The sequence below is a fragment of the Neobacillus cucumis genome (genome assembly GCF_016908975.1).
GTDB classification, from domain to species: Bacteria; Bacillota; Bacilli; order Bacillales; family Cytobacillaceae; genus Neobacillus; species Neobacillus cucumis.
Genome location: NZ_JAFBEX010000010.1, coordinates 122,005 through 135,487, shown reverse-complemented (window position 1 = coordinate 135,487; position 13,483 = coordinate 122,005). Strand labels below are relative to the sequence as shown.

General features: G+C 36.3%; 14 protein-coding genes. 9 read left to right on the top strand and 5 right to left on the bottom strand.

The annotated features are described in order from the left end of the window. The first annotated feature begins 474 nt into the window (after nt 1-474). The 5 genes from spxA to pepF all read left to right on the top strand — a co-directional run bounded on the left by spxA (nt 475) and on the right by pepF (nt 6,672). Nucleotides 475-870: a transcriptional regulator SpxA gene (gene spxA, locus JOC76_RS15080; protein WP_205178781.1), complete on the top strand. Its 396-nt coding sequence runs from the start codon at nt 475-477 to the stop codon at nt 868-870. Between the two features lie 275 nt (nt 871-1,145). Continuing rightward, the gene (mecA, locus tag JOC76_RS15075) at nt 1,146-1,817 is read left to right on the top strand and encodes an adaptor protein MecA (RefSeq protein ID WP_205178778.1); all 672 of its coding nucleotides are present in this window, start codon (nt 1,146-1,148) and stop codon (nt 1,815-1,817) included. Nucleotides 1,818-1,893: 76 nt separating this feature from the next. Beyond that, nucleotides 1,894-3,405, top strand: a complete 1,512-nt coding sequence (gene cls / locus JOC76_RS15070; RefSeq protein ID WP_205178941.1) for a cardiolipin synthase — start codon at nt 1,894-1,896, stop codon at nt 3,403-3,405. Nucleotides 3,406-3,513: 108 nt separating this feature from the next. Next, the gene (locus JOC76_RS15065) at nt 3,514-4,710 is read left to right on the top strand and encodes a competence protein CoiA (RefSeq protein ID WP_205178776.1); all 1,197 of its coding nucleotides are present in this window, start codon (nt 3,514-3,516) and stop codon (nt 4,708-4,710) included. A 141-nt stretch (nt 4,711-4,851) separates the two neighbouring features. Continuing rightward, nucleotides 4,852-6,672, top strand: coding sequence for an oligoendopeptidase F (pepF, locus tag JOC76_RS15060; RefSeq protein ID WP_205178774.1), 1,821 nt, complete (start codon nt 4,852-4,854; stop codon nt 6,670-6,672). 38 nt (nt 6,673-6,710) lie between these two features. Here pepF and JOC76_RS31080 read toward each other — a convergent pair whose 3' ends face one another. The 4 genes from JOC76_RS31080 to JOC76_RS15045 form a co-directional block, all read right to left on the bottom strand. Continuing rightward, nucleotides 6,711-6,860, bottom strand: a complete 150-nt coding sequence (locus tag JOC76_RS31080; protein WP_504739419.1) for a hypothetical protein — start codon at nt 6,858-6,860, stop codon at nt 6,711-6,713. A gap of 720 nt (nt 6,861-7,580) precedes the next feature. Next, nucleotides 7,581-8,477, bottom strand: a complete 897-nt coding sequence (locus JOC76_RS15055; RefSeq protein WP_205178772.1) for a ClpXP adapter SpxH family protein — start codon at nt 8,475-8,477, stop codon at nt 7,581-7,583. Further along, nucleotides 8,446-8,856 (bottom strand): globin domain-containing protein, encoded by a 411-nt coding sequence (locus tag JOC76_RS15050; protein ID WP_205178940.1) that lies wholly within the window; start codon nt 8,854-8,856, stop codon nt 8,446-8,448. The genes JOC76_RS15055 and JOC76_RS15050 overlap by 32 nt, the downstream gene beginning before the upstream one ends. 93 nt (nt 8,857-8,949) lie before the next feature. Next, the gene (locus JOC76_RS15045; RefSeq protein WP_205178770.1) at nt 8,950-9,540 is read right to left on the bottom strand and encodes a CYTH domain-containing protein; all 591 of its coding nucleotides are present in this window, start codon (nt 9,538-9,540) and stop codon (nt 8,950-8,952) included. A gap of 155 nt (nt 9,541-9,695) precedes the next feature. On the opposite strand from JOC76_RS15045, the gene JOC76_RS15040 reads away from it, so the two are divergent. The 4 genes from JOC76_RS15040 to JOC76_RS15025 all read left to right on the top strand — a co-directional run bounded on the left by JOC76_RS15040 (nt 9,696) and on the right by JOC76_RS15025 (nt 12,643). Continuing rightward, nucleotides 9,696-10,064 (top strand): UPF0738 family protein, encoded by a 369-nt coding sequence (locus tag JOC76_RS15040; protein WP_205178769.1) that lies wholly within the window; start codon nt 9,696-9,698, stop codon nt 10,062-10,064. Between the two features lie 54 nt (nt 10,065-10,118). Beyond that, nucleotides 10,119-10,757: a GTP diphosphokinase gene (yjbM, locus tag JOC76_RS15035; RefSeq protein WP_205178768.1), complete on the top strand. Its 639-nt coding sequence runs from the start codon at nt 10,119-10,121 to the stop codon at nt 10,755-10,757. 167 nt (nt 10,758-10,924) lie between these two features. Continuing rightward, nucleotides 10,925-11,719 carry an NAD kinase gene (locus tag JOC76_RS15030; protein WP_205178767.1) on the top strand — a complete coding sequence of 265 codons (795 nt, stop codon included), beginning with the start codon at nt 10,925-10,927 and terminating at the stop codon, nt 11,717-11,719. Between the two features lie 18 nt (nt 11,720-11,737). Then, nucleotides 11,738-12,643: an RluA family pseudouridine synthase gene (locus JOC76_RS15025; RefSeq protein ID WP_205178766.1), complete on the top strand. Its 906-nt coding sequence runs from the start codon at nt 11,738-11,740 to the stop codon at nt 12,641-12,643. Nucleotides 12,644-12,679: 36 nt separating this feature from the next. On the opposite strand, the gene prpE is transcribed toward JOC76_RS15025, so the two are convergent. After that, complete coding sequence (gene prpE, locus JOC76_RS15020) at nt 12,680-13,420, bottom strand: bis(5'-nucleosyl)-tetraphosphatase PrpE (RefSeq protein ID WP_205178765.1); 741 nt, start codon at nt 13,418-13,420, stop codon at nt 12,680-12,682. Nucleotides 13,421-13,483: the final 63 nt, after the last annotated feature.

The window sequence follows — 13,483 nt, the reverse complement described above, 5'->3', positions numbered from 1 at the left end:
CTCGTATTTTATTGAAAGTAAAAAATAGAGAAAGTTCAAAGGAATTGTATGCGTTTTCAATATAGCTGGTATAAATGAGAATGAAATTTAAGCAAAATTTAAGAAAATACAAATAGAATAAGCACAGAAAGAAGGATGATAAATATCCAGAGATAAAAACTAAAAAGGTTATATCTTATAATGAATATTTTACTATGAAAGTTATATTTATTCTAATTTGCAAGCCTTTTAATAAAAATATGAAACTTTTTGGCAACATATTCGTCTAATTATTATAGAGTATGACCAGTTTATTGTGAATGATAATTTTTTAAAAAGGGATACCTTTTTTTAAAACAGTGGTGTATAATTAATAATAGAAATTACTTATTTATAATTATTTTAATTACGAAGAGGTTTTCCTCCACATAAAAATGGGTACATGACTATATAAGAAATTACTAGTATGTAAATTAAAGAGGAGTGTGAAGACGGATGGTAACACTATACACTTCACCAAGTTGTACATCATGTAGAAAAGCAAAATCATGGTTAGAAGAGCATGAAATTCCATACACAGAAAGAAATATTTTCTCTGAGCCATTATCTATGGAAGAGATTAAAGAAATTTTACGAATGACTGAAGATGGTACAGACGAAATCATCTCAACAAGGTCTAAAACATTTCAAAAATTAGATGTGAATTTAGATACGATGCCACTACAAGATTTATTTAAGCTGATTAAAGAAAATCCTGGCCTATTGCGCCGTCCCATTATTATCGATGAAAAACGGTTACAGGTTGGTTACAATGAGGACGAGATTAGACGGTTTTTACCAAGACGAGTTAGAACCTTCCAATTGCGTGAAGCACAGAAAATGGTTAATTAATTCAAAGACCTTCTTATGGAGGTCTTTTTTGACATAGACAAATAATTTGAATACTATTACTCATTTTGTTATGATAAAGGGAATATCTTATAACAATCACATTAGGCGAACTAACGGTTTTTTAGATTTTATGGTTTTTTATTTCCCATATTTGTACTTTTGTCATAAAATGAAAGTACAAGAGTATTTCCTTTTTTAAAATGTAAAGAATAATAGTATTATCTGCCTGGGGGTATTTAGTCCCTTCAATATCGAAACGGAAGGGAGAGGTTATGATGGAGATTGAACGAATTGACGAGTATACTGTGAAATTCTACATTTCCTATGGTGATATTGAGGAGAGAGGCTTCGATCGTGAAGAAATCTGGTACAATAGGGAACGTAGTGAAGAACTCTTTTGGGAAATGATGGACGAAGTTCATGGTGAAGAGGATTTTGTCGTTGAGGGTCCATTATGGATCCAAGTCCAAGCACTTGATAAGGGTTTAGAGGTTCTTGTAACAAAGGCCCAACTTTCAAAAGACGGACAAAAGTTTGAGCTCCCTATCCCTAATGACAAAATGAAGGACCTTCCCATGGATGATAAAATCGATGAACTCTTAGATCAGCATTTTAGTCATCACCATTCAGATGAAGATGAATTAATGCTTGAGGAAGGGACTCTGGAATTCCTTCTTGCCTTTAAGGATTTTGAAGATATTATAAGCTTGTCGAATCGAGAAGGATTAGATAAATTAGATACTCAGCTTTATCACTTTGATGGAAAATATTATTTATACACTGAATTTCCTGAAGATTTATATGAAGAAGAGGAAATTGACGATATTCTAAGCATATTACTTGAGTACGGCTATGAAACCCAATTAACAATTCATCGCATTCAAGAGTATGGAAAAAAAATCATTGCGGAAAATGTTTTCACAGAATTACGTAAATATTTTAGTTAAAAATCATACCGATTTCATATTTGAAATCGGTCTTTTTATCTTTTTGTATAATTGAAATTTTTGGCAGGTGAGTACACTGAAAAACACAGTAAGGGTGGTTTTATTTTTAGTTGTTTTATCCGGACTATTGTTTTTCTTTAAGGACCAACTGGAAAGCGGTATTTTTGGATTTTTAAGTGTTTTAATAACGTTGTCAGTTATTTTTATTGGGTTTGTGATTTTCTTTGAGAATCGACATCCTACCCAAACCATAACATGGTTAGTCGTATTAGGAAGTTTTCCGCTGATTGGCTTTATTTTTTATTTATTATTTGGCCGGAATTATCGAAAAGAAAAGATGTTTAGAAAGAAGTATTTCCTTGATAAACAAGCGTTTCTTACGGTAGAAGGGGAAAACGATCCTAGAAGCCAAGAGAAAAACAAATTAATGGGAGAGCACCAGGGAAAATTATTTAGACTGGCTCACAAATTAGGGAATAGTCCTATTTCTTTTGATACTTATACAAAGATTCTGACCAATGGAGATGAAACCTTTCAACATATTACCGACCAATTAAAAAGGGCAAGACATCATATTCACCTTGAATATTATATCGTGCGTCATGATAAGATTGGTCAGGAAATAAAAAATTTATTAATCCAGAAGGCAAATGAAGGGGTGAAGATTCGTTTTCTTTATGATGCAGTGGGATCTTGGCAGCTTTCTAAGCATTATATTAATGATTTAAGAAATGCGGGAATTGAAGTTGTTACCTTTGGACCTGTAAGATTGCCTTTTTTAAATAATAAATTTAACTTCCGTAATCACAGGAAAATTATTGTGATTGATGGAACGATTGGTTTTGTCGGCGGGTTGAACATTGGTGATGAGTACCTAAGCAGAAACAAAGATATCGGCTTTTGGCGAGATACCCATTTAATGCTTAAAGGAGAAGCAGTTCGAACACTACAGCTCATCTTTTTGCAAGACTGGTATTACATGACCAATCATAGTTTTTTAACTGCCGAATATTTATCCCCTCAAATAGACAATCAACGCCATGGGGGAGTACAGCTTATTGCTGGAGGACCTGATAATGAATGGAGCGTTATCAAAAATATCTTCTTTTCCATGATTGCATCTGCTGAGAAATCGGTTTGGATTGCATCCCCATATTTTATTCCGGATGAAGATATATTCTCGGCTATTAAAGTAGCAGCACTAAGTGGTATTGATGTAAGGCTGCTTGTTCCCAATCGCCCCGATAAACGAATAGTCTTTCATGCATCAAGGTCTTATTTTCCTGAGCTGCTAGAGGCAGGTGTGAAGGTATTTGAATATCAACGAGGGTTCATGCATAGTAAAATAGTAATTGTTGATAATGAACTTGCTTCAATTGGAACTTCTAACATGGACATGAGGAGCTTTCATTTAAATTTTGAAGTAAATGCGTTTTTGTATAAGACGGTCAGTACTGAAAAGTTAGTAGAAGAATACAACAATGACTTACAATATGCAAAACAGCTTGACTTAGAAACCTTTCAACAAAGGCATATTGGGTTTAGAATTCTCGAATCTACGGCCAGGTTATTATCACCGTTACTCTAAAAAGGAAAAGACAAAGAAACTCGTCGAATTAACGGCGAGTTTTCTTTTTGTGAACAAGGAGATTTAGGAAAAAAGTCGAATAATATCTATGAAAGGAGGAGAGTTATTTTGTTAACCGCACTAACCAAAACAGGTAAAAAAATATGTCTAGGCTATGATTACAGTAAGGAAACACTTCTGTTGCTGCGCAGTAAAGAGGAGTTTGTTTGTCCTATTTGTGGCGAAACTTTATTATTAAAATTGGGTGATCAAAGAATTTTTCATTTTGCCCATAAGAAGGTCAGCCAATGCCGTGATATTTACGAGAATGAAACGTTCGAGCATCTAGAGGGGAAGAAGCAGTTATTTCAGTGGCTAATAAAACAAAAAATCCCATCCGTTTTAGAGTACTATGACCGAAATATCCAGCAGCGACCTGATATACTGTTCCAATTTAAAGGACAGAAGTATTCATTAGAATATCAGTGTTCCTCCATATCTGATAAGGTCTTCAGTAAAAGAACCAGAACTTATTTAGACAATGGTTACACCCCACTATGGATTATGTCATCACAACACCCTCACCCAAAAAGAAAAGATCTTATGACATTGTCGAACTTCGAGTATTCATTTTTAAGGAGTTCACCATCAGGATGCCTATATATTCCAACCTATTGCCCCGAAAGTCATCACTTTCAATTAGTAGAATCCATTACTTCACTCACCATAAAAAATTGCTTTGCACACCTGACAACATACCCGCTTGAAAGTATTAGAATTGATTCCATACTTGAACCCAAAAAAACTTTTTCACTTTCTTTGTCATACTGGAAAAGGGAATTGGATAGAGTTCTTTTGAACTGGACACTTCATCCTCAAAATGGTCAAAAGGCACTCTTGCAGGAGGTATATAACAAAGGGTTAAATCTCTGCCTTCTGCCTCCTGAAATTGGCCTACCTGTTGCTCATTCTGTCCTAATCCAAACCCCTCCGTTTATCTGGCAAACCTATCTATATCTTGACGTTTTAGCCAACAAGAAACTTTATGATTTTATCACGTTAGATGAAGTCAAAGCTTCATTAGAAAAAAGAATTTATAAAAAACAGATTATCCTTCGAAACCTACCACAAATTGAAAATATACTTCCCATTACACCCCTAATTGAATACCTTCAGCAACTTGAAAGACTTGGCCTTCTTCTGCGGAAAGGAGGCTCTATCTATCAATTGTATGCGACTATTCAAATACCCAAATCGAATCGTGAAAAGGAAGAAGCAAAGCAGATTTTTTTATCCCAATATGGTAAAGTTCTATCTAAGTTTTAGATGGAGCATTATTATACTAATAATCCACTTATGGGCATAATATAGGAGAAGGATATTTCGTTTTTTTAAAGGAAATAAACGATAAATAGGAGAATTAGTTAGTAGAAAGTTTTTCCAATTAAAATGACTGGAGGATAAAAAATGGCGAATGAAACTAAAGTAAAGCAGCTGCCAGCAAGAAGTGAGATTTCTGTAGAAGACACTTGGAAATTAGAAGATATCTTTGCTAGTGATCAGGAGTGGGAAAAAGAATATCAAGAGGTTAAAAATCAAATTCCTGAGATTAAAGATTACGAAGGAAAATTAGGCGAAAGTGCTGAAACGCTCTATCAAGCTCTTCAATTTCAAGATAAGCTGCTAGAACGAATTGGTAAGCTCTATACATATTCACATATGCGCTATGACCAAGACACGACCAACTCTTTTTATCAAGGTCTAGATGATAGAATGAAAAATCTTTATTCCCAAGCTGCCAGTCAGTTAGCATTTATTGTACCGGAAATTCTCTCTATCGAGGAAGAGAAAGTTACAAGTTTTTTAAGTGAAAAACCAGAACTAAAATTATATGAACATGCATTAGAAGAAATCAATTTACAAAGACCACATGTACTTAGTGCTGAGCAGGAAGCGTTGTTAGCAGAAGCTAGTGAAGTAATGGATGCTTCTAGTAATACTTTTGGGATGTTAAACAATGCTGATATAGAGTTCCCAACCATAAAAGATGAAAACGGAGAAGAGGTAGAAGTAACACATGGGCGTTACAGCCGCTTCTTGGAAAGTGCTGATCAGCGTGTTAGAAGTGATGCCTTTAAAGCAGTTTATAAGACATATGGCTCTTTTAGAAATACATTTGCAAGTACTCTAAGCGGGAATGTAAAAAAAGATAATTTTAATGCGAGAATTCGGAAATATGATTCCGCAAGACATGCAGCATTATCATCGAATAACATTCCCGAGAGTGTTTATGATAACCTGGTGAATACGGTGACGGAAAATCTTCACTTGTTACATCGCTATATAAAGCTCCGTAAGAAGGTTCTTGGACTGGATGAGCTTCATATGTATGATTTGTATACGCCGCTTGTGAAAGATGTAAAAATGGAAATCAAGTATGAGGATGCCAAAGATTTAGTTATTAAGGGTCTTGCCCCATTAGGGGAAGAATATTCGAATATCCTAAAAGAAGGATTCGAAAACCGCTGGGTGGATGTTCATGAGAATAAAGGTAAACGAAGTGGGGCATACTCATCCGGTGCATATGGCACACATCCATATATATTGATGAACTGGCAGGACAATGTAAATAATTTATTTACACTTGCTCATGAATTTGGGCACTCTGTTCATAGTTACTATACACGCAAAAATCAGCCTTATGCTTATGGGAATTACTCCATATTTGTGGCGGAAGTGGCTTCAACCTGTAACGAGGCTTTGCTCAATCATTATTTATTGCAAACGATTGATGATGAGCAAAAAAGGATTTATCTATTGAATCATTATTTAGAGGGCTTTAGGGGAACGGTATTCCGTCAGACAATGTTTGCTGAATTTGAACATTTGATCCATCAAAAGGCACAAAATAATGAGGCCTTAACGGCTGATTCATTAACCGAAGCTTATTATGAGCTAAATAAGAAATATTTCGGTGAAGAGGATATTGTCATTGATGAGGAAATTGGTTTAGAGTGGGCAAGGATCCCTCATTTCTATTACAATTATTATGTCTATCAATATGCAACAGGATTTAGTGCAGCGACTGCTTTAAGCAAGCAAATTCTTGAGGAAGGCGAGCCTGCTGTACAGCGTTACATTAAAGAATTCCTAAGTGCAGGAAGTTCTGATTATCCAATTGAGGTACTTAAAAAGGCAGGAGTAGATATGACAAGTGCTGCTCCAATTCAAGATGCATGTAAAGTATTCGAAGAGAAATTAAATGAATTAGAAAAACTATTATCATAAAATAAGGGGATGGGGCCAATTAAGATGGCTCCATCCCTTTAAAAACCTCTAAAACGTCTCCGATCATTTAGGAACATGATAAAAATGAGGATAGATAGAAACAAGATGGGTGCACTAAACAGCATCGGGAAAATTTTAATAAGGGCTAGGAGATTTAGAAAAAAAGCAATTATGATAAAAAGGCACATGATGATATAAGGTAATTTCCTCATTTAATAAATTCCACCTTTACTAGTACTTATTAATACTCTATTGTCTATTTCGTGAATTTATTACTTTTTGACAATATTGTGAAATAAAGCACAAAGTTATTGTCACACCCTTGGCGAGCATGGTATATTTTATACGTGAAGTTGATCACAACAAACATATACCCCTTTGTTTGACCGTGAAAAATTTCTCCCATCCCCTTTGTTCGTATTATAGAAAAATGCCTTGCAGTATAAAGCTGCAAGGCATTTTGCGTTTTTACATATTCTTTATAAAAAGGCTCGAATAAACATTTTGTTTTTAAACTATGTTGATTGGAGCGGAAGGCGCTCGACTCCTGCGGGAGTACGGGGCCGGGGAGACCCCGCAGACGCTTTAGAGAGGGCACTGAAAAAGTGCTTTTCTGTTTAATTATGAAATTTCCGAAAAACCTAATCCCAAAATTTCACCGTTTTCCAATATCAAAGTGGGGGAATTCAGTCTATTTTACCACTAATTATAAACTGGAAGTGGGGATGGGATTTTCAGGAATTAGTTTCGCATTAAATTTCACAGACTTTTTCAGTGGCCTCCGCTTTAGAGTCGAGGGGGCTCCCCGGCACGCCCGCGGGTTTGCTGAGCGCCTGGAGCGGAAATCAACATCCCAGGTAATAACAGCATATAAAAAAACAAATGTTAATCATAGGATCAACATTTGTTTATTCATCAATATATCGCCAAAATGTACCGTATTTAGCTGGAATTTGTTCAACCACCTGTTTTAGCAACAACTTTTTCATTTCCCGTTCAATTTGTGAAATCGACATATTATAAACAACGGCAATCTCTTTAGAAGCAACCAGCTTAAAAAACTTTAAAAAAGATTCCAGTGGAGGGGGAGATGACTTCTCCGGTCTTTCAGAGAGCATCTCTTCTAATATGTGCACATACACTTCATAAGGGTAGGCACCGGCAATTTTAATCCCTTCGTCCTCAATATTTTCATTAAAAAATACAAGGGTTGGAATTTCCGTTACATCCATCTCAGAAGTTATTTTTAAATCACATTGAAAAGCTTTGGCCGCACTATCTGAATGGATGTCCTTCATGAATTCTTCAACATCTAAACCAGTACTCTCAGCACATTCCTTTAACACTTCAAGATTTGAAGTGTTTTGCTTTTCTAAAAATAACAATTCCTGAATTCTGCGAAAAAAACGTAAACCTGCTCGTCTCCCTTGTAATTCAGCTGCTTTAATGGCAATAGAGACTAGATAGGGATTATCAACTGGATTCTCTAACCAAAGGCTGCCATCACATGACATTCCCGACCTGCTCGCCGTTTTTTCCCAAACTTGAGCAATATTCTCATAGCTCTTCTTTTTCTTTTTACTTATATTCAAGTTAGTTATTCGCCCGCTTAAAACATGTTTAATTGAAAAATATCGACCGTACTCTATATGCAGTTTCTTTAAGATCGGCGATATTGCCCAACATTCTGGACATAATGGGTCAATAAACATATAAATTTCCAGCGGTTTTTTATCATTCCCATTAAATTGTTTCTTGGGACCTGGGGACGAATTATTCACGAATTTCACCTGATATCTCGCCATCGTCTGGCGTATTTATCATATGTTGTGCTGTAAGATATAGCCGCGCGTAAAATTCTTCTCTTACTGGGCCGTCTAATCCGATAAGATCCATTGCTTGTCTCATACAGGATAGCCAAGCCCTTGCACGAGTTGGAGTAACAGGGAATGGTAAATGACGTGCACGCATCATCGGATGACCATGTTCTTCTGTATAGAGGGGAGGCCCTCCTAAGTATTGAGTTAAGAATTGTTTTTGTTTCCGGGCAATTTCTGAGAATTGATTCGGAAATAAAGGCGCAAGGTCAGGAGATTGTGCAACAAGGCTATAAAATGTGTCGACAAGACGGTACAGCGTATCTTCACCAATTTGTTCAAAAGGTGTAAGCTTTTTCTCAATCATGTTGACATCTCCTTTAATCTCTTCTGTATTCATATTTTAACAATGCCTTTTTCATATCTCAAATGAATTGCTTCGAGATGCTTATTTTTTAGATTACATCTTTTTATTCTGTTTGTATTTTTGGTTGTAGAAGCGGCTGACTTTATTTTCTGTTTGTCGTTCTGGTATCATAAAGCGCTTAAGCAGGTTTTGAAAATTCCTTTTGCCTTCTTGATAGTTTTCTACTTCATACTCTAATTCATAATCCTCTTGATGAAGATAAATGCTGTGGTCCAAGACGAGGAGACCATCCTCGTACGGCAACTCCGTTCGTTTGGTTGTTAGCGAGCCGAAATAAATGATATTGGCAAACGAGATATTACTTGCTTCAATTACTTGCTTAATTTCCCCCTCAGGAAGGCAGTTATGATTAATTGCTGCATCAGCTTCCTCAGTTGTTAAAATTTGATTGGTTTCAAGCAATCCAATTTCTAAAGGTGTTTTAAGGGTCATTACATAGTCAGTTCCTTTTTTTCGAATCCTTAAAGCACTTTTAGCCTTTTTTAAAGCAAAATCAGGGGAATCAAAATAAAGATTTTCCTGTGTGAAAATATCATCTTGTCCAATGTGAAACTCGTTTAAAATTCTTTCATATTCTGCTTTGGTAAGCATATTTTTAAACTCTATTTCAAGATTTTGTGACATCCTTTTTCTCCTTTTATATGATCAATAATTTAATCATACTGATAAATTTAGGATGCTGTCTAGTTTCTGCAGTTTGATATACTTTAAACAGTACAATCCTTGGGAGAAAACGTCTACCTATGCTAAAATAGAGAAGTGAAGATGGAGGTTTAGATATGAACAAAAAAATAATAATCGAAACAGCAATATTGAATGATGGTAAATTAATCCTAGAAACAGAAGAAAAAATTAACGGGTTAATTCCTGCAGAACAAATTCTTGTGGATTCAGATCATAACTCATTTATATATTTAATGGAGAATCAAGAAGACTATACATATATTGTGTTACCAGAACAACTTTGGTCTTATTTAAAAACAGCAATAGAACAGGAAGTTACTGTCTTTCTTAAAGCTGAGCATGAACAAATAGAGCTGCCTAATTTTCTGGATGAATTAGAATATGTATTAAGCAACATAAAAGGAAACAGTAATTATGGTAATGAATTGGTAACAAAAGTGGAAGGATTTTTCTTATCTGTTTAGATGCAGGCAGAATTTGGCTTATCTAAACAATTTCGTTTTCTTCGAGGTGGTAACATGAAGAATTGGGATCAATTTTTAGCCCCATATAAGCAAGCAGTTTCGGAACTGAAAGTTAAATTAAAAGGAATGAGGGGACAATATGAACTAGATGCTTCTCATTCGCCGATAGAGTTTGTAACCGGAAGAGTCAAACCAATGGCGAGTATCCTAGATAAAGCCAGTCAAAAGGGTATATCGGTTGAGAATTTGGAAAAGGAAATGCAGGATATAGCCGGACTTAGGATTATGTGTCAGTTTGTTGATGATATTCATACCGTGGTAAATTTATTAAGAATCCGCAACGATTTTGAAATTGTTGAAGAAAGAGATTATATTTCCCATGAAAAAACAAGCGGATATCGTTCCTACCATGTTGTGATTCGATACCCCGTACAAACTATACACGGGGAAAAGAAAATCCTTGCAGAAATCCAAATAAGAACCCTAGCGATGAATTTTTGGGCGACGATTGAACATTCGCTTAACTATAAATATAAAGGTGCCTTTCCCTCAGATATCCGAATGAGATTACAAAGAGCGGCTGAAGCGGCCTTTCATTTAGATGAAGAAATGTCTTTAATACGTGGTGAAATCCAAGAAGCTCAAGCATTTTTTACAAGAAAAAAAGAAGCAACACAAGAAGAAAAAGAATGAAGTCTGCCTTCTAGAATTGTCCAGCTACAGCGCCTAGCCCCTCGAGGTCACAAGCCAATCCATCCAAAAGGTTAAAAGGCAACCTTTCGGCCGGCTTGTCTTGTGCTTGTCGGGGCTGACCAAGGCGCTTACGCTTTTCTCATAGCCTATTTGTAAGGAGATATAAGATGAAATTTGCGATTACTTCAAAAGGAGATCAAAAGTCCAATATATTAATGCATAAAATGAGGACCTATTTACTTGATTTTGATCTTATCTATGATGAAGACCAACCTGATATTGTTGTTTCTATAGGTGGAGATGGGACCCTTCTTTATGCGTTTCATCGCTATAGCAGCAGGCTGAGTAAAACAGCATTTGTCGGAATTCATACAGGACACCTTGGGTTTTATGCAGATTGGATTCCAGATGAAATTGAGAAGCTTGTCATTGCCATTGCCAAGACTCCATACCAAGTGGTGGAATACCCCCTCCTCGAAGTCATTATCCGATATACCCATGCAGGAAAAGAGTCACGTTATTTAGCGCTTAATGAATCGACTGTTAAAAGTGTTGAGGGAACACTTGTCATGGATGTTGAGATTCGCGGGGAGCATTTTGAACGGTTCCGTGGTGATGGTTTGTGTGTATCTACTCCGTCAGGAAGCACCGCTTATAATAAAGCATTAGGCGGAGCGATTATTCATCCTTCCATTTCAGCCATTCAGGTAGCGGAAATGGCTTCTATTAATAATAGAGTGTTTCGTACAGTGGGTTCACCACTGATACTGCCTGCTCATCATACCTGTATGCTTAAACCTGTAAAGCGCTCTGACTTTCAGATAACCATCGACCACTTAACATTCCTCCATAAGGATGTAAAATCGATTCAATACAGAGTGCCGGAGGAAAAAATCCGCTTTGCCCGTTTCAGACCTTTTCCTTTTTGGAAAAGAGTTCATGACTCATTTATCTCGGACTAAGCCGGAGGATCTAATGAAATGGCATCACAATTTGAATTGAACTGGGAAATTGATCAATTAAGTTCAGGTTTACTCATTAAGGACTTTTTAAAAAAAGAAGAAATATCGCGAACGGCTCTAACAGATATAAAATTTAAAGGCGGATCAATTCTTGTTAATGATGAGGAAGTAAATGTTCGGTATAAGCTTCATACAGGGGATGGGTTGAAGGTGATTTTTCCTCCTGAAATCCCGAGTGAAGGAGTGAAGGGTGAGGACATTCCGTTATCGATTTTGTATGAAGATGAATTTATATTGGTGGTAAACAAACCGGCAAAGATGAACACGATACCATCCCGAGAACATCCTGAAGGAAGCCTTGCAAATGCTCTTGTAGGTTATTATAACCATACAGGTATTCAAGCAACTTCACATATTGTCACAAGGCTGGATCGTGATACGTCGGGAATTGTTTTGATTGCCAAGCACCGTCATGTTCATCATTTATTTAGTCAAATGCAGCAGCAGGGGAAAGTAAAAAGGACTTATGAAGCTTTTGCAGGCGGGCTGCTGGAAAAAGATAATAGTACGATAATAGAACCAATTGGTCGTAAAGAGGATAGTATCATTGAGCGGGAAGTGCGAATAGATGGTCAGTATGCCTGTACACACTATCACGTCATCCAAAGGTATTCAGCTTTTACCCATCTTGAGCTAAGGCTTGAAACAGGACGGACCCATCAAATTAGAGTTCATATGTCTTTTGTAGGACATCCGTTGCTCGGTGATGATTTGTATGGAGGAGATACCTCGTTTATTAGCCGGCAGGCTCTTCATTGTAAAAAGATTCAATTTCTACATCCTTTTACGAAAGAGGAGATGACCTTTTTAGCTTCACTTCCAGAGGACATGAATAGTATTATAAAGGCTGGTCAGCTTAAATAGTGGCCAGCCTTTTTTGAAAAAAAATAGTCAATCCAATCAGTCAAAGTATCTAAACTTTTCCTCGACATATGGCATAGTAGAAGGAACAGAAACCAACTCCATTTCTGGATAGCGTAAGGCTGTTAGTCTGTTGCCAAATACAGCTCCAGTATCAATGTTATACGTATTATTAATCACTCGCGGTTCTTTAACAGGCGTATGACCATAGACAATACAGGCATCACCATTATAATTTTTTGCCCAATCTCTCCTAACAGGTGTCCCGTCTGGATTCTTTTGTCCTGTAATATCACCATATAGGACAAACTCTTTTACTTTACCATGTGTTTGACCGATATATTCCTTTTTGATTCCGGCATGGGCGATAACAAGCTTTCTATTATCTAAAACTAGGTAAAGAGGAGCTTTTTCGTACAATTCGATAAATTTTTTACGAATGGATTGCTGATCATCTTTATATAATGATTCATACTCTGCCGCTGTTGTTTCGAGTCCATGAGTCACTTGAACTTTATTGCCTAGGAAAAAGCGGTATAACTTATTGCAATGATTGCCTGGTGTATAATGAGCGTTTTGATGCTTAACTACCAATTGCCAAACGACATCAATTACTTTAAGTGATTCCGGCCCCCGGTCGGTTAAGTCGCCCACAAAGCCAAGAGTTCTTCCAGCAGAATGAACTGGCAGTCCTGTCTCCCAACTGTAACCAAGCTTTGAAGTTAGTTCTTTGAGTTCATTAAAACAACCATGAATATCACCAATAATATCAATTTTCATTTGTGAACACCCCCTATAAGTACGTGTTTATTTTTTGTATAAACTGTATATTTTATCAGAAAG

Bases quoted from the DNA above. Each gene is read 5' to 3' on its own strand.
- spxA (WP_205178781.1), top strand. From the start codon at position 475: ATGGTAACACTATACACTTCACCAAGTTGTACATCATGTAGAAAAGCA.
- mecA (WP_205178778.1), top strand. From the start codon at position 1,146: ATGGAGATTGAACGAATTGACGAGTATACTGTGAAATTCTACATTTCC.
- pepF (WP_205178774.1), top strand. From the start codon at position 4,852: ATGGCGAATGAAACTAAAGTAAAGCAGCTGCCAGCAAGAAGTGAGATT.
- JOC76_RS31080 (WP_504739419.1), bottom strand. From the start codon at position 6,860: ATGTGCCTTTTTATCATAATTGCTTTTTTTCTAAATCTCCTAGCCCTT.
- JOC76_RS15055 (WP_205178772.1), bottom strand. From the start codon at position 8,477: ATGGCGAGATATCAGGTGAAATTCGTGAATAATTCGTCCCCAGGTCCC.
- JOC76_RS15050 (WP_205178940.1), bottom strand. From the start codon at position 8,856: ATGATTGAGAAAAAGCTTACACCTTTTGAACAAATTGGTGAAGATACG.
- JOC76_RS15045 (WP_205178770.1), bottom strand. From the start codon at position 9,540: ATGTCACAAAATCTTGAAATAGAGTTTAAAAATATGCTTACCAAAGCA.
- JOC76_RS15040 (WP_205178769.1), top strand. From the start codon at position 9,696: ATGAACAAAAAAATAATAATCGAAACAGCAATATTGAATGATGGTAAA.
- yjbM (WP_205178768.1), top strand. From the start codon at position 10,119: ATGAAGAATTGGGATCAATTTTTAGCCCCATATAAGCAAGCAGTTTCG.
- JOC76_RS15030 (WP_205178767.1), top strand. From the start codon at position 10,925: ATGAAATTTGCGATTACTTCAAAAGGAGATCAAAAGTCCAATATATTA.
- JOC76_RS15025 (WP_205178766.1), top strand. From the start codon at position 11,738: ATGGCATCACAATTTGAATTGAACTGGGAAATTGATCAATTAAGTTCA.
- prpE (WP_205178765.1), bottom strand. From the start codon at position 13,420: ATGAAAATTGATATTATTGGTGATATTCATGGTTGTTTTAATGAACTC.